Annotated in this window: 17 protein-coding genes; 8 read left to right on the top strand and 9 right to left on the bottom strand. The window is 56.7% G+C overall.

Annotated features, from left to right (window positions below):
- The first annotated feature begins 354 nt into the window (after nt 1–354).
- Together exbB and exbD are read left to right on the top strand one after the other, a co-directional pair.
- The gene (exbB, locus tag C1N64_RS20515; RefSeq protein WP_199227862.1) at nt 355–1,080 is read left to right on the top strand and encodes a tol-pal system-associated acyl-CoA thioesterase; all 726 of its coding nucleotides are present in this window, start codon (nt 355–357) and stop codon (nt 1,078–1,080) included.
- A 5-nt stretch (nt 1,081–1,085) separates the two neighbouring features.
- Nucleotides 1,086–1,508, top strand: coding sequence for a TonB system transport protein ExbD (gene exbD / locus C1N64_RS20510; RefSeq protein WP_006118163.1), 423 nt, complete (start codon nt 1,086–1,088; stop codon nt 1,506–1,508).
- A 128-nt stretch (nt 1,509–1,636) separates the two neighbouring features.
- Here exbD and C1N64_RS20505 read toward each other — a convergent pair whose 3' ends face one another.
- Nucleotides 1,637–1,771, bottom strand: coding sequence for a hypothetical protein (locus C1N64_RS20505; RefSeq protein WP_255421309.1), 135 nt, complete (start codon nt 1,769–1,771; stop codon nt 1,637–1,639).
- Between the two features lie 52 nt (nt 1,772–1,823).
- On the opposite strand from C1N64_RS20505, the gene C1N64_RS20500 reads away from it, so the two are divergent.
- Nucleotides 1,824–3,146, top strand: coding sequence for an MFS transporter (locus C1N64_RS20500; RefSeq protein ID WP_394515165.1), 1,323 nt, complete (start codon nt 1,824–1,826; stop codon nt 3,144–3,146).
- Here C1N64_RS20500 and C1N64_RS20495 read toward each other — a convergent pair.
- From C1N64_RS20495 to C1N64_RS20475, 5 genes are read right to left on the bottom strand one after another with little or no spacing between them, the layout of a single operon-like run.
- Nucleotides 3,143–4,117: a Csu type fimbrial protein gene (locus C1N64_RS20495; RefSeq protein ID WP_033739775.1), complete on the bottom strand. Its 975-nt coding sequence runs from the start codon at nt 4,115–4,117 to the stop codon at nt 3,143–3,145. The two genes, C1N64_RS20500 and C1N64_RS20495, sit on opposite strands and share 4 nt — an antisense overlap.
- On the bottom strand, nt 4,114–6,561 hold the full coding sequence (locus C1N64_RS20490) for a fimbria/pilus outer membrane usher protein (RefSeq protein WP_394515164.1): 2,448 nt from the start codon (nt 6,559–6,561) through the stop codon (nt 4,114–4,116). Before C1N64_RS20490 ends, C1N64_RS20495 begins: the two co-directional genes overlap by 4 nt.
- Nucleotides 6,562–6,567: 6 nt before the next feature.
- Nucleotides 6,568–7,266, bottom strand: a complete 699-nt coding sequence (locus C1N64_RS20485) for a fimbrial biogenesis chaperone (protein ID WP_394515163.1) — start codon at nt 7,264–7,266, stop codon at nt 6,568–6,570.
- 18 nt (nt 7,267–7,284) lie between these two features.
- On the bottom strand, nt 7,285–7,806 hold the full coding sequence (locus C1N64_RS20480; protein ID WP_006118159.1) for a Csu type fimbrial protein: 522 nt from the start codon (nt 7,804–7,806) through the stop codon (nt 7,285–7,287).
- 24 nt (nt 7,807–7,830) lie between these two features.
- On the bottom strand, nt 7,831–8,397 hold the full coding sequence (locus tag C1N64_RS20475) for a spore coat protein U domain-containing protein (RefSeq protein ID WP_006118158.1): 567 nt from the start codon (nt 8,395–8,397) through the stop codon (nt 7,831–7,833).
- 638 nt (nt 8,398–9,035) lie between these two features.
- On the opposite strand from C1N64_RS20475, the gene C1N64_RS20470 reads away from it, so the two are divergent.
- Together C1N64_RS20470 and C1N64_RS20465 are read left to right on the top strand one after the other, a co-directional pair.
- Nucleotides 9,036–11,132 (top strand): putative bifunctional diguanylate cyclase/phosphodiesterase, encoded by a 2,097-nt coding sequence (locus C1N64_RS20470; protein ID WP_006118157.1) that lies wholly within the window; start codon nt 9,036–9,038, stop codon nt 11,130–11,132.
- Between the two features lie 72 nt (nt 11,133–11,204).
- Nucleotides 11,205–12,611, top strand: a complete 1,407-nt coding sequence (locus tag C1N64_RS20465; RefSeq protein ID WP_054633191.1) for an aminotransferase-like domain-containing protein — start codon at nt 11,205–11,207, stop codon at nt 12,609–12,611.
- On the opposite strand, the gene C1N64_RS20460 is transcribed toward C1N64_RS20465, so the two are convergent.
- From C1N64_RS20460 to C1N64_RS20450, 3 genes are all read right to left on the bottom strand, one after another.
- A complete protein-coding gene (locus C1N64_RS20460; RefSeq protein WP_006118156.1) occupies nt 12,608–13,090 on the bottom strand; it encodes a YlaC family protein in 483 nt (160 codons plus the stop codon). The genes C1N64_RS20465 and C1N64_RS20460 overlap by 4 nt on opposite strands.
- A 78-nt stretch (nt 13,091–13,168) precedes the next feature.
- Nucleotides 13,169–14,329: an amidohydrolase gene (locus C1N64_RS20455; protein ID WP_164482573.1), complete on the bottom strand. Its 1,161-nt coding sequence runs from the start codon at nt 14,327–14,329 to the stop codon at nt 13,169–13,171.
- A gap of 55 nt (nt 14,330–14,384) precedes the next feature.
- Nucleotides 14,385–14,654 (bottom strand): hypothetical protein, encoded by a 270-nt coding sequence (locus C1N64_RS20450; protein WP_006118154.1) that lies wholly within the window; start codon nt 14,652–14,654, stop codon nt 14,385–14,387.
- Between the two features lie 305 nt (nt 14,655–14,959).
- Here C1N64_RS20450 and C1N64_RS20445 point away from each other — a divergent pair, with 305 nt between their 5' ends.
- The 3 genes from C1N64_RS20445 to C1N64_RS20435 all read left to right on the top strand — a co-directional run bounded on the left by C1N64_RS20445 (nt 14,960) and on the right by C1N64_RS20435 (nt 18,522).
- Nucleotides 14,960–15,961 carry an LLM class flavin-dependent oxidoreductase gene (locus C1N64_RS20445; protein ID WP_367143644.1) on the top strand — a complete coding sequence of 334 codons (1,002 nt, stop codon included), beginning with the start codon at nt 14,960–14,962 and terminating at the stop codon, nt 15,959–15,961.
- A gap of 15 nt (nt 15,962–15,976) precedes the next feature.
- A complete protein-coding gene (locus C1N64_RS20440; protein ID WP_367143996.1) occupies nt 15,977–17,131 on the top strand; it encodes an amidohydrolase in 1,155 nt (384 codons plus the stop codon).
- A 77-nt stretch (nt 17,132–17,208) separates the two neighbouring features.
- Nucleotides 17,209–18,522, top strand: a complete 1,314-nt coding sequence (locus C1N64_RS20435; protein ID WP_058708809.1) for an LLM class flavin-dependent oxidoreductase — start codon at nt 17,209–17,211, stop codon at nt 18,520–18,522.
- Nucleotide 18,523: the final 1 nt, after the last annotated feature.

Below are 18,523 nucleotides of genomic sequence, written 5' to 3'. Positions count from 1 at the left end.
CTCGCGCCATTATGACGCCCGATGGCTTATTAAACGCCACAAAACACTTTCCCTGCGTCTGCGGTTAGCGTGCTCAGCAGGGCGGGCTGCGGATCAACTCACTCTCCATGCGCATCAGCCATCGACCAGGCAGTTTCTGACCGCCCTCATCGCTGCGTTGCATACTGTCCGGATACAGACAACGCGGTGCGACAGATACGGCTACGCGTTATCCCTTCTTCCAGCGATGTCCAGCTATTTGATTGTAAATACTAATGAGAACCACTATCAATTCGATTGATTTTTGCTATCATTTGCCCTTATTCCGCATCCTGTATATGAAGTTGGAGAAGCAGCGTGGTAGCCAGTGATTTAATGCAAGCGGACCTTTCCGTGTGGGGCATGTATCAGCATGCCGATATTGTGGTGAAGGTTGTCATGATCGGTCTGTTACTGGCCTCGGTCGTGACCTGGGCCATTTTCTTCGGGAAGTACGCTGAGCTGAGCGCCGCCAGACGTCGCCTGAAGCGTGAACAGCTGGCATTAGGCGAAGCCCGCAGTCTCAATGATGCCGCGCGCGCGGCCCAGAGCTTCCATGCGGCCAGCCACAGCGCGGTGCTGTTACATGATGCGCAAAACGAGCTGGACCTGTCCGCAGGCGTTGAAGAAACCGGCGGCATTAAAGAACGCACTGCGTTTCGTCTTGAGCGTCGGGTTGCGGCATTCTGCCGTCATGCGGGGCGCGGGAATGGCTTCCTGGCCACGATTGGCTCGGTGGCCCCCTTCGTCGGCCTGTTTGGTACCGTCTGGGGCATCATGAACAGCTTTATCGGTATTGCCAAAACCCAGACGACTAACCTGGCGGTCGTGGCACCGGGTATCGCCGAAGCGCTGCTGGCGACGGCCATTGGTTTAGTCGCGGCGATTCCGGCGGTTGTGATTTATAACGTGTTTGCCCGTATGATCGCTAATTACAAAGCCTCCTTAGGCGACGTTGCCGCGCAGGTCATGCTGCTGCAAAGTCGCGATATCGACCTGGGAAACCTGGCTCAGCCTGAGGTCAGCCGTCCTGCCGCCGCGCAAAAACTGCGTCTGGGGTAAGCGTTATGGCAATGCGATTTAACGACAGCTCAGAAACCGATGGTGAAATGCATGAAATCAACGTCACGCCGTTTATCGACGTGATGCTGGTACTGCTGATTATCTTTATGGTGGCTGCGCCCCTGGCAACGGTGGATGTGCGTGTGAATCTGCCCGCGTCCACCAGTGCGCCGCAACCGCGTCCGGAAAAACCGGTCTATCTCTCGATTAAAGCCGATAAGCAGCTTTACGTAGGTAACGATCAGGTGAACAAGGACGCGCTTATCAACGTGTTGATGCAGCAGACGCAAGGCAACAAAGATACCACCATTTTCTTCCAGGCCGACAAATCGGTCGATTATGAAACCCTGATGAGCGTGATGGATGAACTGCGCACGGCGGGTTATCTCAAGATCGGCCTGATGGGGATGGAAACGGTAAAAAAATAACGCGTCGTTGATATGCGCAGGCTAAACCCGTCCTGCACAGCCTTGCATTGAGTGCGTTTCGCCTGTTTCTCCTTCATCCGTTTATCCCTTGTTTTGTAAGACAGCGCGTTCAGCCCGACGCGCTTTTTTTATGCCTGAATTTTTGCCACATCTTGTCTGGCAAATCCTGCGCCGAGCAGGCAGTTATGCTGCTGTAACCCTTCTGTTAATTTCTTGTTACTTAAACCAGAGAGTTTGTAAAGTGCAATGGTGATGGAGGTCACATTAATCTCACCTCTGGCAGGCTAAAAGGGATAAAAAACCAAGGAAGCAGTTATGAGCCAAAGTGAAACTTTACAAAAGTCGCCAAAAGGTGCGGCCAGAACCATTTTCAATGTTACCAGCGGTAACTTCCTTGAAATGTACGATTTTATGGTGTTTGGCTACTACGCCACGGCCATTTCCAAAACCTTTTTCCCCGGAGACGATCCCTTCTCCTCGTTAATGCTGACACTGATGACCTTCGGTGCCGGCTTTCTGATGCGTCCTCTGGGGGCGATTATTCTGGGAGCGTACATTGACCATCATGGCCGTCGTAAAGGACTGCTGTTAACGCTTGGGCTGATGGCGTTAGGCACGCTGACTATCGCACTGGTCCCGGGTTATGCCACCCTGGGTGCCGCCGCACCGATACTCATTTTACTTGGTCGCTTATTGCAGGGTTTTTCTGCCGGGGTAGAACTGGGCGGCGTTTCGGTTTATCTGGCCGAAGTGGCACCGAAAGGGCGTAAAGGGTTCTTTGTCAGCTGGCAGTCCGGTAGCCAGCAAATCGCGGTGATCTTCGCGGCTCTGCTGGGGCTGGGGCTGAATCATCTACTCTCACATGATGAGGTGACCGAATGGGGCTGGCGTATTCCGTTTGTCGTGGGCTGCCTGATCGTCCCTTTCCTGTTCTATATTCGTCGCATGCTGGAAGAGACCGAAGCCTTTAGTCAGCGTAAACACCATCCATCAATGACCGACATTATGCGTTCCGTCGCCAGCAACTGGGCACTGGTGCTAGCCGGTATGCTGATGGTGGTGACCACCACGGTGATGTTTTACATGATCACCGCGTTCACGCCAACCTTCGGCAAGACCGTATTAATGATGAGTGACAAACAGGCCTTTATGGTGACGCTGTTTGTGGGGATTTCCAACCTGTTCTGGCTCCCGGTGATGGGCGCGCTGTCTGACCGCGTAGGTCGTCGTCCGCTGCTGCTGACGTTTACGGTATTGATGATTGCCACCGCCTGGCCTGTGCTGCACTGGATGGTTGGCGCGCCGAGCTTCGGCCACCTGCTGGCGGCGGAGCTCTGGCTCTCCTTCCTGTACGCCAGCTACAACGGCGCGATGGTGGTTTATCTGGCAGAAATTATGCCCGCTGAGGTGCGTGCCGCCGGTTTCTCGCTGGCTTACAGCCTGGCCACGGCGCTGTTCGGTGGCTTCACGCCCGCCGTTTCCAGCTATCTGATCCACGCCAGCGGCGATAAGGCGATGCCCGGCGCGTGGCTGACCTTTGCGGCCATTTGTGGATTAATCGGGACATTACTGATTGGCCGCATGGTGAAACAGTATCGCGCCCGGCATAGCGGAACCCCCGTCAGCGCGCCGCTCTAAAACGCGATATCCACCACGACGCTGTCGGTATAATTCCCTGCAGGCGGCGTATTTTGGGTGGTGAGGACACGCGCAGTGTAGTTGTAGCTGCGCGTCAGCCCATCGGTACTGACGGTATCCGCCGCCGTGCTGCTTACCCGTTCCGTGCCACTCGGTCCCCAGCGATTACTGGTCGTTCCTTTATAAATCTCGTAACTCAGTTGGTTCGTCCCACTCGCCATATTACGTACGCTGCTTACCGCGTTATTGCCGTTGCTTAACCCCACTGTATAGGTGCTGCCTTTACTGCACAGGACATTGATGGTTTGTGACACGCTGCCAAAACTGGCGACCAGCGGTGCGCTGCCAAAGCTGATATTGGGCGCGGTGATGGCGGTACAGTCGTTGCTGAGCACCACGGTAACAGTAATGGGAATGACGCCGCTGCCGGTTTGCGGTGTGAGACACAGGCCAACAGCCGAAACGCTGGTACAGATGTTGTAGGTGACCGTCATATTCAGCGTCACCGTGTAGGTCCCGGCGGCCACGGTTTGCCCGGTGAGGGTGCGCAAATAGACCGGAATGGCAAAGTTGAGACTACCCAGCAATCCCGCCAGGTTGATTAAGGTGGCGGAGTTGTAGACAAACGCAGGTCCGCCAATGGTGAGCTCACTGGCACAGGCGCTGTCGGTACATAACCGCACCGGAATGTTGTCGCTGCCGGTATCGCCGCTCCGTTTGAGGATGCCGCGCGTCCCATTGGCGTTGCTGGCGCTGGTCAGCTGAAAGGTGATCTGGTTATTGCTCAGCAGCGACAGCGCGCTGCCGGCCCCGCAGTTGACGTCAGCATTGGTCGAGGTGCTACTGACCGTGGTGTTAGCCACAAAGGTGGTCACACTGCCAAAGCTGGCGCTGGAGGCGGGCAGAGCACAGGCGGCGTAACTCAGCGAGGGTAACAGCAGCAGGCAAAGCAGCAACATTAGCGTTTTCATGGGGTGATTCCGGCAGTGGCGTTATCGGGATTAGGCACGGATGCGCCTCTGGGGAGCGGCGGCAACGGGCAGGTAAGCGGGCCATACGTTTTGAGTGCCTGCGGCTGACCGCCAGGCAACGTCAGGATCGTTTCGCAGGCGCGACCATCAGGGGCGATCACGCGGATGGGATTGGTGGCACCCAGTTCTTCCATCCAGACAATACCGTCCCAACCCACATAGCCCGTAGCCCGTCCCGGCCGAATCACCTGGCTGGACACGGGCAGCGGCTTATCCTGACCGTCATGCAGTATCACGCTGGCGGCGCGCAACCGCTCGACCGGGAAGTTCAGCAAAAACCCACTTTGCCGTTTAACGGCAAAGCGCTGCTCGACGTTGGGCACCGTCATATCGGCGGGCAGATCGAGCGTATCGATGTCGTATTTAGCGGGATAGTAGCTGCTGATCGACGGCACCAGCAGATAGCCCTGGCGGTCAGTGCGTCCCATCGACTGATTTTCATAGCGCACATTCACGTCAGGGTAATGGGTTTTCACCACCACAAACGCATCGTTAATGGTGTTAGCGGCAAACACCTGGCTGTCCATTAACACCACCGAGCCGGACACATCGGCCCACTGGGTGAGGTTGTCGTCATCGCCGTAGAAGCCGGCAGAGGTATCGATCTTGTTATTGCGGTAACGCAGACTGCCCTGGCGATAGTCGCCACTGTTGCCGCCCTGGTTCGCCCAGGAGGCATCCCAGGCGAATCCGCCATCGCTGGGCATGGCGCGGGATAAATACGCCCGCTGGCTTTGTTGACCCTGTTGATCGCGTTCGACGCTCAGGGAAGCATTACTGTTTTCACCAAACGGAATCACCAGCGAGACTGCGCCGCTCCATTCTCCCTGCTCTCTGTCGCGGCTGGCGGAGACATACAGGCTGGCATTGCCCCACAAATTTTTACTCCAGGAGAGGTTCCACAGGCGGGTACGCTGGTTATCGCCGCTGGCAATGTCGATCCAGGCCGCGCCCAGACTGCCATAGCGATTGAGCGACACGCTGGCGGTGTACTGCGCCGTGCGCCGTGCCAGGCTGTAGCGGTTATCTGCATAGAGGGCGTTGCTCTGGCTACTCACCAACGCCAGGTTGCCAAAGCCCGCGCTGCGCACCGTATGCTGAGTGCCCAGGCTGAAACGGCTGGTGTTGTATTGATAACCCCAGCTGTACTGATTGCCCGACTCGCTGTCCAGGTGGCTCTGTGCGGCGGCTCCGTTGATCACGCCCCAACTGCCGACTTTAAACAGAGCACCTGCGCCGCCCATGGCCAAATCGCGGCTCCCTTCACCATGGGTTTCCAGTGTGAGCCAGTCTGTCAGGCCATAGCGCCACGAGCCGCTCATCGCGGCCGCACCGTAATCGGCGTTTTTGATGCCGTAATTTTGCCGAAGCGCACCGGCTGAAAAGGCGTAGTCAGACAGGCCTGGCTTGAGCAAGTTACTGGACACATAGAACGGCAGCGTCGTGACGACCTGACGGCCCACCGCATCCGTTGTTGTAATCACGGCGTCACCGGCACCGTTAACGAAAGGCACGTTAGTGAGCGACCAGGGGCCAGGCTGGACATTCGCCTGAGTAGAGCGGTAGCCATTGACAAACAGATCCACCGTTGACGGCACCGCCGCCTGGCCAAAAAAGGCAGGCAAGGGATAGGTGATCAGATCCGGCCGCACGCTAAAGTCGCGGGCAATCTGGATGCCGCCAAGCCGCACGCTGCTGCTCCATGACAGCGCATCGGTAGTCAGGTCCCCAACCCGCCAGCTCAGGATGGCGTTTTCATCTTCATTGCTCCACCAGGTGTCGTAGCGAATGTAGCCGTCATTCTGGTAGCGATTCTGTCCTTCCAGCTGCTGCTGTAAAACGCCATTGCTGGAGAAGTGCCCGGCGGGACCAAACACGCGCAGCTCATTAAAGGCGGCCAGACGCGTGCCTGCCACATCGGTGCGCGTGGCATAGAGATCGTAATTGAACAGCGCCCCGGTACTCACACGTCCGGGGAAGCGCGACCCGTTCCTTTTCTCACCAATGGTCTGTTCAGGCAGCCAGCCGGGCGGCACGGTCAGCAACAGGCGCTGACGGCGATCGTCGTACTCCACGTTGACCCCGGCGAGCTGATTCACATCGACCTGCTGTTGCCCCTGAATCTTCTCCGCCGGGATTCCCGCGCGTTGTAAGTCGCCTGCCCGCACCAGGAAGTGGCCGTTTTGTTGCTCCACGGGCACAATATCGCCACGTGACAGCTGATTCACCACCAACTCCAGCATATAGCGCTGGCCCGTGGCCCCGTTGTCAACGGGCGGCGGCGGGGGAAGCGACGTAAACGTTTCTGCCCACACAAACGTGGGCACCAGACAACACAGACTCGCAATGGCGAGCGCAACGGGATGCGGGGAATACGGCTTCATTGCGATTTACTGCGCCGCGGCGCTGCGCCACTGTCCGGTGTTGGTCTCTGCGCGCAGTTCACCGCTGACGGCGGATCTGAGCGGAAAGCGCTGTGTGCTGTTCGCCAGCACATAACCATAGAGGCCGTTGCCGAGCCGCTGGCCACCAATGGTGACATTGCTGAGTCGGGCATGGCCGTTACCGCGATTCGTCAGTTCCAGGTAGCGCTTACCGCCCGCGTTCACCTGACGCCAGCTCAGGGCGGGTTTTGCATTGTCGCGCACCAGACCGTTGCCATAGACAAAGAGCGGCACCGAATAGCGCATCTGAAAATTGAGCCCGGCCTGATTATCGCCAACGGCACGTGGCGTGGGGATTTCATCCAGCACAACGCGATAGGCCATCTCCTGTCCTGTGGCAGGCGGGATCTGTTTAATCAGACGGACCAGTTGCTTTTGCCCCGGTTCAATGCGCACTAACGGGGGACTGGCAACAATCTGCTGCTGGGTCTGATACTGCTCCTGGTTGTTCGTTTGCTGCCAGGCAAAAATGCGCACCTGCATCAGCGTGGTAGTATTGCCTCGGTTTTCCAGCCACAGTTCACTGGCCTTATCTTCCGGATCGATGGCCGGATCGATGGGCCAAATCATTACGGAATTTGCACCCTGAGCCTGAGGCAACACCAGAAAAGCGAACAGAAAAAACAGGGCACGCAGGGATGGCATGGTAAAGCTCCTTTTTCATCACCAGGTCAGCGTGACGCTGAGGGTGTCAGAATAAACCCCGGCGCTTGTCGGACCGGGTAATTGCAGCAAGCCGTAAATAGGTAACGTAATGTTGTTCGCGTTGCTGTAACTCAATGGCACGGCTGTGTTCACCGGAATCGGCGTGGTGTGTGCAGCATTGCTGTAGAGGTAATAAGGAATCGTGTTGGTATTGTTCGCCAGCTTCAGGTTACGGGCCGTGGTGTAATTGCTGCCGCCGTTGATGGTCATACTCAGCGTCGTACCCGGCGTGCAGGCCAGGTTAATCGTGGAACTTTGTACATAGCTGGCGCTGACGCTGCTACTGGCCAGCCCCGACTGGGTGCCAAAATTGAGCGTGCCGAAGATCCCCGTATTGGTGCCGGAGATCACGCAACCTGCCACGATTGACGCTGAAACCTGGAATGTTGTGGAGCTGGTCGTAATGCTCCACCCATTCATACACACGATCAGCAGCAACCCGCCAGCGGTGAACGAAACAGGTGACCGTCTTACCGTCATCTGCATCTACGCCAACACAGGCACTTAATAGTTCACGGCAACGTTAATCGTGTCGGTATAAGTCCCGGCCGGGATCACCGGATTAAATCCGCCGCCTACCACACGTCCATAGATCGCGTAATTGGTGCCGAGGGTCGGATCGGTCGTCCCGCTGGGCGCAATATTCGTGTTGTTGGCGATGGCGGTCGTAAAGGACGCATCGCTGTAGAGGGTATAAGCGATGCCTTGAGTATTATCGGCGCCCAGCACCAGGTAGCGTGGCGCAGAAGAAACGGTACCGTAGACGGTTCCCGGTGCTGCGTTACTGCTGGTCACCTGAACGTTAAACGTTTGGCCGGTCGTACAGCGCACATAGATGCCGTTACCCGCCGCGCCGACCAGCGTAGCGTTCAACGTACCAAAGGTGGCTGCGCTGCTACCGAAGTTCAACGAACCGAAGTTGACGCCAGAGGTGGCCGACTGGCCGTTCACCAGACATCCCGTGGTTAATGTTAGCGTAGCGTTAATTGCACCCGTGGTAGTGGCAGCAAACGTCGCGGACGGCAGGGTGGTAGCAACACCGGCAGCTAACAGAAAAAGCTTGAATTTCATAACCATTCCTTACTGATTATTTAGGGTCAGTGCTTTTTCACCTGATGGTATAATGCAAAAACCTCGAAAAAATAACATTAAATCGCCAGATAACAGCAACCTGCCGTCACTCTCTCCAGCGCCCCAGAAAAAAGGGGTGCTGATTTATATTATTTTTTTTTTACTATACATCAGCGCAGGCAAAGTGGCGAAACTCATCGATAAATTTTTTATTATTTTGTTACATTGCCTGCCGCAACGGCGAATCGACAGGCGATCACGGGCTGAAGACGCAGAGCCGCAGAACTGTTTTGCCTGTCTGTGGTGTCGCTGTTATGTCTCCGTCAGTTTGGTATGAGAAAGAAGCGCATGCGGGATGTGAGGCTGAAAAGCGGCAGATGCGCTATCTTTGAATAGCTGCTGTCTGCCCGTGCGGTAAAGGTCGTCAGTGCAGGCATAACGTTGTGGTCAGGCAGCAAAACGGCGGCTCATATGCCAGCTAAAAGAATTGATTGAGCCGGACGCTTGCAGGTATCGGAAAGCGCTATTAAAAAAGCCTAATTTAGTCGTTTCCCGCGCCGATAAAAGGGTAACAAGGCGAAAATTCCTTTTCATCATCTCTTTAACAGCGGCGTGTTCGGCGCTATTCGGAAATCACTATGTTAGTGGCCTCATACAACTCATTCATTGTCGTCATTTCGGTCTTAGTGGCGATGCTGGCTTCATTCACCGCGCTGGATATGGCGGGACGGGTTGCGACCTCAACCGGTAAAGTGGCCCTGGCGTGGCTCTTTGGCGGTGGCTTTGCCATGGGGATAGGGATTTGGGCCATGCACTTCATTGGCATGCTGTCCATGGACCTGAACATGATGATGAGTTACGACGCCTCGCTGACGGCGCTGTCCGCCGGCATTGCGGTGTGCGCATCCATCTTCGCCTTGTGGCTGGTTTGCCAGGGCAACCTGCCGCTGTTCCGCTTGCTGGGCGGCGCGATTGTCCTGGGCTGCGGCATTGTCGCGATGCACTACACCGGCATGGCCGCGCTGATGCTTTCACCGGGTATTCGCTGGAACTGGGGCTGGGTCGCGGCTTCAGTCATTGTTGCCCTTGTGGCCTCGGTGGCCGCACTGTGGCTGGCTTTTAAACTGCGCGAAGGCCCACAGGGGCGAATTGCCGCCTTGCGGCTGTGTGCCTCTATCGTAATGGGGGCCGCGATTGCCGGCATGCACTATACCGGCATGATGGCGGCGGAGTTCCCGATGGGGAGCCACACGATGTCATCCGGCGTCAACAGCAACTGGCTGGCGATTGTCGTCACGGTAGTAACCCTCGCCATACTGGGGATTACGCTGCTGGTCTCCATGCTGGATGCCCGTATGCAGGCGCGCACCTCGATCCTGGCCAGCTCGCTGGCTGAAGCCAACCGTGAGCTGGCACAACTGGCGCTGCACGACAACCTGACCCGGTTGCCAAACCGTATTCTGCTCGAAGATCGCCTTGAGCAGGCCATCAATAAAGCGAATCGTGAAAGCACGCAGTTTGCGCTGATGTTTATGGACCTTGATGGCTTCAAGGCCGTAAACGATGCCTTTGGTCACCACATCGGTGACAGCCTGTTGATCAGCGTCACCAAAAGAATGAGTGACCAGATGAAAGGCTACTACACGCTGGCACGTCTGGGCGGCGACGAGTTTGTACTGCTGATTGAAATTACCGAGCCGAATGATGCGGCGGCGGTCGCCGATCAGCTGGTTAAGGCCGTTGACCGCCCGTTCCCCATTTCGCGTTACGATCTGGTGGTGTCACTGAGCATTGGCATTGTTGTCTATCCCGGTGATGGCGAGGATGAGCGCGAGCTGATGTTTAATGCCGATGCCGCGATGTACCACACCAAAAACAATGGCCGAAACGGTTACACCTTTTTCCAGCCTTCTATGAATCTGCTGGCACAGAGCCAGTTACAGTTGAACAACGACCTCTGGCATGCGCTGGACAATGATGAACTGCGCCTGTTTTATCAACCCAAGTACTGCGCACCACACGGCCCGATTCTGGGCTTCGAAGCGTTGCTGCGCTGGCAGCATCCCCAGCATGGCCTGCTGTCGCCGGATCGCTTTCTGCCGATAGCGGAAAAAACTGGCATGATTGTGAATATTGGGGGATGGGTCATTAACGAAGCCTGTCGCCAGCTGCATCAGTGGCACCTGCAGGGCCATCAGACGTGGTCAGTCGCGGTCAACCTGTCGGCGCTGCAGTTTGAGCAAAGCAATCTGATCGACACCGTTAAGCTGGCACTGGCGACACACCAGATTCCGGCGGAGCTGTTGACGCTGGAGGTGACCGAAACCACCGCCATGCGTAATCCCGATGAAAGCGTGCGGATTCTGACCGAACTGACGCAGTTGGGCGTGAAAGCCTCGATTGATGATTTTGGTACCGGCTATTCCAGCCTGTTGTATCTTAAACGCCTGCCTGCAAGTGAGCTGAAAATTGACCGCGCCTTCGTCAACGAACTGGAGCATCATTCTGAAGATGCCACCATTGTGTCGGCCATTGTGGCACTGGCGCAGTCTTTGCAGTTAAAGGTCGTGGCAGAGGGCGTGGAAACGTCGGAACAGCAAGCGTTTCTGACCCAGCTTGGCTGTAATACGCTGCAGGGCTATTTGCTCGGTAAACCGCTGCCACCCGATCGGATCGATGAGCTGAAGGAGTTTGTCGGCCCGCACGCTACTGAGCCTGCCGCACTGGAAGTGTAAGGCCCGCCAGGGATTTTTGTTAGCGCTGATCAACATGCTAAAGTGGCGCCTCTGCATCAGGAGCGACAGGCCGTGGCGAAATATCAGCGATTAATGGATGACATTCAGCAGCAAATAGAAGCCGGTATCTGGCCGCCGGGTACCCGGCTCCCGTCGCTGCGCCAGCAAGTCGCGCGTCAGGGGCTGAGCCTGATGACGGTGCTGCACGCCTACGAACTGCTGGAAAGTCAGGGCTGGATCGTTTCGCGTCCGCAGTCAGGCTATTACGTCGCGCCCCGTGCCCTTGCCGCCGCGCCGCTCAGCGTTGCCATCAGCGAACGGGTCGATATTAATGACTTCGTGTTCGATGTGTTACAGGCCTCGCGCGATCCCGCCATTGTGCCGTTTGGCTCAGCTTTTCCCGATCCGGCGCTGTTCCCGCAACGTCCGCTGATGCGTTCGCTGGCAAATGTCTCGCATCAGCTCACGCCCACGGATGCGCTGCATAACCTGCCGCCGGGCAACGCGACATTGCGCCAGCTCCTGGCTCAGCGCTATGCCCGCCAGGGCATCACCTTGTCGCCCGACGAAATCGTGATAACCAGCGGCGCACTGGAAGCCCTGAACCTCAGCCTGCAATCGCTCACCGAACCGGGTGACTATGTGGTGATCGAACAGCCCAGTTTTTATGGTGCCCTGCAGGCCATTGAGCGCCTTAAGCTCAAGGCGCTGGCGATCCCGAGCGATACCCAGCACGGCATCGACCTGCAACAGCTTGAAGACGCGCTTCAGCGCTGGCCGGTTAAAGCCTGTTGGTTAATGACCACGCTGCAAAATCCCCTCGGCGTGACCTTAACGCCGGCGCGTAAAGCGCAACTGGTTGCCCTGCTGGAACGCTATCAGGTGCCATTGATTGAAGATGATGTCTACGCAGAGCTATGGGACGACAACAGCACACCGCCGTTACCCGCTAAAGCCTGGGACAGCCAGGGGAATGTGCTGCACTGCGGTTCCTTTTCGAAATCGCTGGTGGCGGGGTTCCGTGTCGGTTGGGTCGCGGCCGGGCGGCATGCGCAGCGAATTCAGCGCCTGCAACTGATGAGCACACTCTCGACTAGCGCGCCGATGCAGTTAGCGTTAGCCGATTTCCTGGCGACCCGACGTTACGATAATCACCTGAAACGGCTGCGGCAAAGTCTGGCTAAGCGTCAGCAACTGGCGCGCCAGGCCCTGATAAAGGTGCTGCCTGCGCAGTCAACGGTCAGTGACGCGGCGGGGGGCTATTTTTTATGGGTGACGTTGCCAGACAGTATTAATACCACACAGCTGTATCAGCGTGCGCTGGCAGAAGGGATCAGTATTGCACCGGGACAGATGTTTGCCGCAGGCGAACAGTTCAGTCACTGTTTTCGGCTTAACACCGCCTGGCCGTGGGATACGCGGGCCGAGGCGGCGGTGGTCACGCTGGGCAGGTTAATGGCAGAGATGGCGCAGGATTAAACCTGAGCGGCCTGACGATGTCCCCAGGTCAGGTAATACACATCGTAAAAGTCCACTTCACCTTTCTGCTTCAGCAAACGGGTAATGCCGCTTTTCACACGCTCTGGCGCATCCGGCAGTGACAGGATGCGGGAGACCGCCTGTTCAGGGACGGGCTCCACGTAATACCATTCGCCGTTGTAGCAAACCCGCAGATCCAGAGCATCAATATCCTCAAAACGGTATTTAGGATTGATGTCCAGCAACATCAGAAAGCTCATCACCAGCACAAATGCCGTCGCAAACCAGAACGCGGGCCAGCCCAGCATATCCGTGGAAAAAATCAGCGCGACGCACAGGCCATAGCACAGGTACATCACTGCCCACAGTCCGGGATGGGTTTTTAAAAACGAGAAGCTGAAACGCGGCAAATTATCGCGGCGTCCTTCACGGTTTAGCGTATTAATTTCGTCGATTAAGATCTGTTTAATGGCGTCCATCGTTCCCCTCACTTTCAACTGATAGCGATTAGAACAGATAACAGTCAACTTGTTCAGACACAGATTACGCCCGTTTTTCTATAACAGTTGCGCCAATGCCTCCTTGCGCGCCGCAATCCGGCGTAGGGCGTGTGGAGCCAACTGACTAAAATAGTCGACAGCCGGTCCCATCAGCGCTTCGTCAGGATTAAAGGCCGGATGATGAAGCCCCGATTCACTGGCACTGCCAATACTGACAAATGCCCCCGGCACCTGCTGCAGGTAAAAGGCAAAATCCTCACCTCCCATCAGCGGTATTTCAGCCCGTTCGGCGCGATAACCGCTCTGGGCAGCCTGTTGCAGGGCAAAGTCGGCCCATTCCGGGGTATTCAGCAGCGCAGGCGGTCCCGTTATCCACGCCAGTTCAGCGCGCGCGCCAAAGCCCGACGCGATGCCCTGAATCAGCGCGGTCATGCGTTCAGGCATGTGCTCACGTATGGTCGCATTGTGCGTACGTACCGTACCTTCCAGTTCCACCTGCTCTGGCAGCACATTCCAGGTATTGCCGGCGGTAAAGCGGGTGACGCTTAACACCACCGTGTCCAGCGCGCTAAAGACGCGAGCCGGTAGCGTTTGCAGTGCCGAAACGATATGACTGGCGATCACGATGGCATCAATGCCTTCCTGCGGTCGGGCGGCATGCGCACCTTTACCCAGCACCCGAATGGTAAAGCGGTCAACATTGGCATAAAACGCGCCGGGGCGGGTGCGCAGCGTACCCAGCGGCAAATCCGGCGCGTTATGCAGACCAAAAATAGCCTGTACGCCCGTCAGTGCACCGGCATCAATCAGCTGTCTGGCACCGTCGAACGTTTCTTCTGCGGGTTGAAAAAGAATGCGTACCCGGCCAGGCAGGGCGGCTTCCTGCTGTTTCAGCTGATGCGCAACGCCAAGCATGACTGACGTATGAATATCATGTCCGCAGGCGTGCATGACGCCAGGCCGCTGAGATTTCCAGGGCACGTTCACCGCCTCGTCAATGGGAAGGGCGTCAATGTCGGCGCGAAAAGCAATCAGCGGCTCGCCCTGACCAATCTCCACCACCACTCCTGTCGTTAACGGCAGGGGCAACAGACGAATATCCGCCTGCTGTAACCAACGGGTAAGACGTTCCGTGGTCGCAAACTCTTGATGAGAGAGCTCGGGATGCTGATGCAGTTCACGCCGCCACTGCACCAGTTTTTCCGTTAAAGAAGTCATGATTCTCCTGATAACACAGACTGAGACCCGGTCAGCAAAAGGGGCCGCGTTGTCTTTAAATATGATTGGGCTGCCAGCGATAATCCGGTAATACCGTAAGGGCACTGTCGTTCCGCGATAATGGCGTTTGGATAAAGGCTTGCTGCACGTTGTTCTTTTCACTCGCCTCAGGGGCAGGAATATTATTCAGGCATGAACCGCTGTCAGAATACGTCTGATTAGATGCGCGGTCTGGCAGGGCAGGGGGGATAGCCGACAGTCTTTTTTTTGAAAACCCACCCGGCTTCAGAACGTTTTCCCGTATCAGGCCAATGATGTTGTTCATCCTTATCTTCCTCTTGAAACGCGGTGTTTTTACAATTGTTTCATCATGAAACGTTCTGTCTGACAGATAAAATAAGGAATAGCGCAAAGCTTAGTGAAAATACGCAAATGCCTGAGATATGTTGCCGGGTTTATTTCCACAGGTCGTCTAAACAGGGAGACGGAAATAACGTTATTCTCTGCCTGGTTTTTATTATTTTAAATTCTATTGCCGTTTTTTAACTTCATATTCTCATAATTGTTGTTTTACGAAATATAACGTTCTCGCCACACTAGCTTTCAAAGGAAATAAGCGAGGGCAGGTGAATGGCATATCAGTTAAGTCTGTTAGATAAAGCGCCCGTGGCGGAAGGGGAATCGCCCGCCGCGGCCCTGCAACGTACGCTGCGGCTGGCGCAACAGGCCGAGAAATGGGGCTATCACCGTTTCTGGCTGGCTGAGCATCACAACATTGAACAGCTGGCGAGTCCGTCGCCCGAAGTGTTAATCGCCTGGATTGCGGCACAAACGACGCGCATCCGGCTGGGATCGGGTGGCGTGATGCTGCAGCACTACAGCCCTTACAAAGTGGCAGAAAATTTCAATGTACTGGCCTCGCTGGCCCCCGGACGTATCGATCTGGGTATTGGTAAAGCACCGGGCGGCCTGCCGCTTTCCACCCGGGCGCTGCAGCGCGGTGTGCATCAGGATGAAAAAGGCAGCTTTGCGGAACAGCTGCGCCAGTTAGCACACTGGCTGGCACCCGGCGCGGCGCAAGAGAATAAGGACGAAACGTTACGCGCCACGCCGATACCGGCGCGCCCGGCGCAGCGTTTTTTGTTGGGTGGCAGTGAACAGAGCGCACAGCTGGCGGCAGAGCTGGGCTGGCAGTTTGTCTTTGCCGCTCACATCAATGGCGATCGCCCGTTACTTGAGCGTGCACTGAAGACCTATTCACATCTGACCCGCGGCAAGCGGGCACTGGTGGCGGTACAGGTTGTGGTGGCGGATTCTCCCGCCCAGGCCGATCTGCTGGTCGCGGGGCTCAAACAGTTCCATGTCCAGGTTAAAGACGGGCCGGGCGTCAATGTTGCCAGTCTGGAACAGGCTGAACGTTATGTCCGTCAGGGTGGATTCACGGACTACCTGATTGAGCCGCGCACGCCCTCGCTGCTGAAAGGCACGGCCTCACAGGTTCACGCGCAGCTTGACGCGCTGCATCAGAACTTCAGCATTGATGAATTCGTTATCGACACGCCGGTTGCCGATGCGCGCGCCCGATACCGGTCTCTGGAATTACTGGCAACCCATCAATGGGTCGCTGCCTGAATCGCCGAGGTCATGATGAGTCTGAACGAAGCACAGCTAATTGAATGGCGACGTGAACTGCATACCTGGCCCGAACTTTCCGGTCAGGAATTTGCCACCACCGCGCGCCTTCGCCAGTGGCTCCAGGCCGCCGGGGTTCGCTTACTGGATTACCCACTGGCAACCGGCGTGGTGGCAGAAATCGGCCAGGGTGAAAATCTGATCGCACTGCGTGCCGATATTGACGCGTTGCCAATCCATGAAGCCAGCGGCGTCAGTTTTCATTCCCGTCAGCCCGGCGTCATGCATGCCTGCGGTCACGATCTCCATACTGCCGTCATGCTGGGCGCTGCCCTTGAGCTACAGACAAGGGCGCATCAACTACCAGGGCGGGTACGTATTTTATTTCAGCCCGCCGAAGAGATCGCACGCGGTGCCAGACAGTTTATTGAGGCCGGCGTGCTGGAGGGCGTTCAGGCAATTTTTGGTATGCATAACGAGCCGGGCCTGCCGAGCGGCACCTTTGCCACGCGCAGCGGTGCGTTTTATGCCAATGCAGACAAGTTCGTCATTCAGGTTACCGGCAAAGGCGCGCACGCGGCGCATCCTGAGCAGGGCGTGGATGCCATTGTGGTGGCCAGCCAGATTATTCAGGCTCTTCAGACGCTGACCAGTCGCAGCTTCAATACGCTCGACAGCCTGGTGCTCAGCGTGACCCGCATTGATGGCGGCAAAACCTGGAATGTATTGCCGGGTTCTTTGGAATTTGGCGGCACTGCCCGCACCCACGACCTGCAACGCCGTGCCGAACTGGAAGACCGTGTGCGCACGCTGGTGGAGCACATCGCCCGGGCCAGCGGCGCGCAGGCCAGTCTGAGCTGGCACGCCGGACCGCCCGTGCTGATCAATGATGCGCAGTGGGCGCAGTTTACCAGCGAAGTAGCGCACGATGTCGGCTATCGGGTACAGATGGCTGACCTGCATCTGGGGGGAGAAGACTTTGCCTTCTACCTGCAGCAGGTGCCCGGTGCCTTTGTCAGCATTGGCAGCGGCAGCGACTTTGGTCTGCACCATGCCGGTTTTACACCCGATGAAGCGTCGATCGCGCCCGCTGCCCACTACTTTGCTCAACTCGCGCAGCAGGCCCTGCGCCATCTTCATGACCGATGTCGTGAACCCGCCCTGAATTAAGTTCCACTTCCTGACGACCTGTGCGGCTTGTCGCGGACAACCGCCTGGCATTGTGACGCAGAAAAAAGAGAGTAATCATGACCACAAGACAGCTTAGACTGGGTACCCTGTTGCACGGTGCCTCGGGTAACATGTCCGCCTGGCGCCACCCGGCCGCTCAGGCGGATGCCAGCATCAGCTTCGACTATGCCAAAAAAATCGCGCGTAAAGCCGAGCAGGGCAAACTGGACTTTCTGTTTGTCGCCGATGGTCTGTTTATCAATGAAAAATCGATTCCTCACTTCCTGAACCGTTTTGAACCTTTAACGCTGCTCTCGGCGCTGGCCGGCGTTACGGAACATTTAGGGCTGGTGGGCACGGTCTCCACTTCCTATAGCGAACCTTTTACCGTGGCGCGCCAGTTCGCCAGCCTGGATCATCTGAGCGGTGGCCGCGCGGGCTGGAACGTCGTCACCTCGCCACTCGAAGGGTCGGCAAAAAACTTTTCCCGCCAGCAGCACCCGGAACACGCTTTGCGTTACCGCATTGCCGACGAATACCTTCAGGTAGTGAAAGGGCTGTGGGATTCATGGGAAGAGGATGCCTTCGTTCGCAACAAAGAGAGTGGCCAGTTCTTCGATCCCGCCAAACTACACACACTGCATCATCACGGCGATTTCTTTCAGGTACAGGGACCGCTCAATATTTCACGCACGCCGCAGGGACGGCCTGTCATTTTCCAGGCCGGCGCGTCTGACGACGGTAAAAAGCTGGCGGCGCGACATGCCGATGCCATCTTTACGCACCAGCCGACGCGGGAAGAAGCCCAGGCCTTTTACCGGGATGTGAAGCAGCAGCTGGTGAAAAACGGACGGCAACCGGACGATTTGCATATCTTTCAGGGCGTCAGCGTCATTGTGGGTCGCGATGCAGAGGATGTGGAGCAGCAGTATCAAACTACCGCTGCGCTGGTCTCGATTGATGATGCGCTGAATTATCTCGGCCGCTTCTTCGATCACCATGACTTTTCCCAGTATCCACTCGATGCGCCGTTCCCCGACGTTGGCGACATCGGCCAGAACAGTTTCCGCAGCACCACCGACGAAATTAAACGCAAAGCCCGTGAACAGGGACATTCACTGCGCCAGGCGGCACTGGAAGCCGCCACGCCACGGCCGCTGTTTCATGGCACGCCAGCGCAGGTTGCCGACGGCCTGCAGGCATGGTTTGAGAGCGGGGCTGCAGACGGTTTTATCATCAATGGCGGTACGCCGGATACGTTTGAGCGCTTTGTTGATGAAGTGGTGCCTGTTTTGCAGGCGCGTGGCCTGACAAGACGTGAGTATCCGGGGCGCACACTGCGTGACAGCTTCGCCTTGCCCAAGCCGGTCAATCAGTTCACTTTGCAATAAG

The sequence above is a fragment of the Pantoea sp. SGAir0215 genome, assembly GCF_043543215.1.
The sequence above is the reverse complement of the archived record's forward strand: the minus strand, read 5'-3'. Positions and strand labels throughout refer to the sequence as shown.

Bases quoted from the DNA above. Each gene is read 5' to 3' on its own strand.
- C1N64_RS20460 (WP_006118156.1), bottom strand. From the start codon at position 13,090: ATGGACGCCATTAAACAGATCTTAATCGACGAAATTAATACGCTAAAC.
- C1N64_RS20490 (WP_394515164.1), bottom strand. From the start codon at position 6,561: ATGAAGCCGTATTCCCCGCATCCCGTTGCGCTCGCCATTGCGAGTCTG.
- C1N64_RS20485 (WP_394515163.1), bottom strand. From the start codon at position 7,266: ATGCCATCCCTGCGTGCCCTGTTTTTTCTGTTCGCTTTTCTGGTGTTG.
- C1N64_RS20480 (WP_006118159.1), bottom strand. From the start codon at position 7,806: ATGACGGTAAGACGGTCACCTGTTTCGTTCACCGCTGGCGGGTTGCTG.
- exbB (WP_199227862.1), top strand. From the start codon at position 355: ATGCAAGCGGACCTTTCCGTGTGGGGCATGTATCAGCATGCCGATATT.
- exbD (WP_006118163.1), top strand. From the start codon at position 1,086: ATGGCAATGCGATTTAACGACAGCTCAGAAACCGATGGTGAAATGCAT.
- C1N64_RS20435 (WP_058708809.1), top strand. From the start codon at position 17,209: ATGACCACAAGACAGCTTAGACTGGGTACCCTGTTGCACGGTGCCTCG.
- C1N64_RS20470 (WP_006118157.1), top strand. From the start codon at position 9,036: ATGTTAGTGGCCTCATACAACTCATTCATTGTCGTCATTTCGGTCTTA.
- C1N64_RS20500 (WP_394515165.1), top strand. From the start codon at position 1,824: ATGAGCCAAAGTGAAACTTTACAAAAGTCGCCAAAAGGTGCGGCCAGA.
- C1N64_RS20445 (WP_367143644.1), top strand. From the start codon at position 14,960: ATGGCATATCAGTTAAGTCTGTTAGATAAAGCGCCCGTGGCGGAAGGG.
- C1N64_RS20475 (WP_006118158.1), bottom strand. From the start codon at position 8,397: ATGAAATTCAAGCTTTTTCTGTTAGCTGCCGGTGTTGCTACCACCCTG.
- C1N64_RS20440 (WP_367143996.1), top strand. From the start codon at position 15,977: ATGAGTCTGAACGAAGCACAGCTAATTGAATGGCGACGTGAACTGCAT.
- C1N64_RS20450 (WP_006118154.1), bottom strand. From the start codon at position 14,654: ATGAACAACATCATTGGCCTGATACGGGAAAACGTTCTGAAGCCGGGT.
- C1N64_RS20495 (WP_033739775.1), bottom strand. From the start codon at position 4,117: ATGAAAACGCTAATGTTGCTGCTTTGCCTGCTGCTGTTACCCTCGCTG.
- C1N64_RS20455 (WP_164482573.1), bottom strand. From the start codon at position 14,329: ATGACTTCTTTAACGGAAAAACTGGTGCAGTGGCGGCGTGAACTGCAT.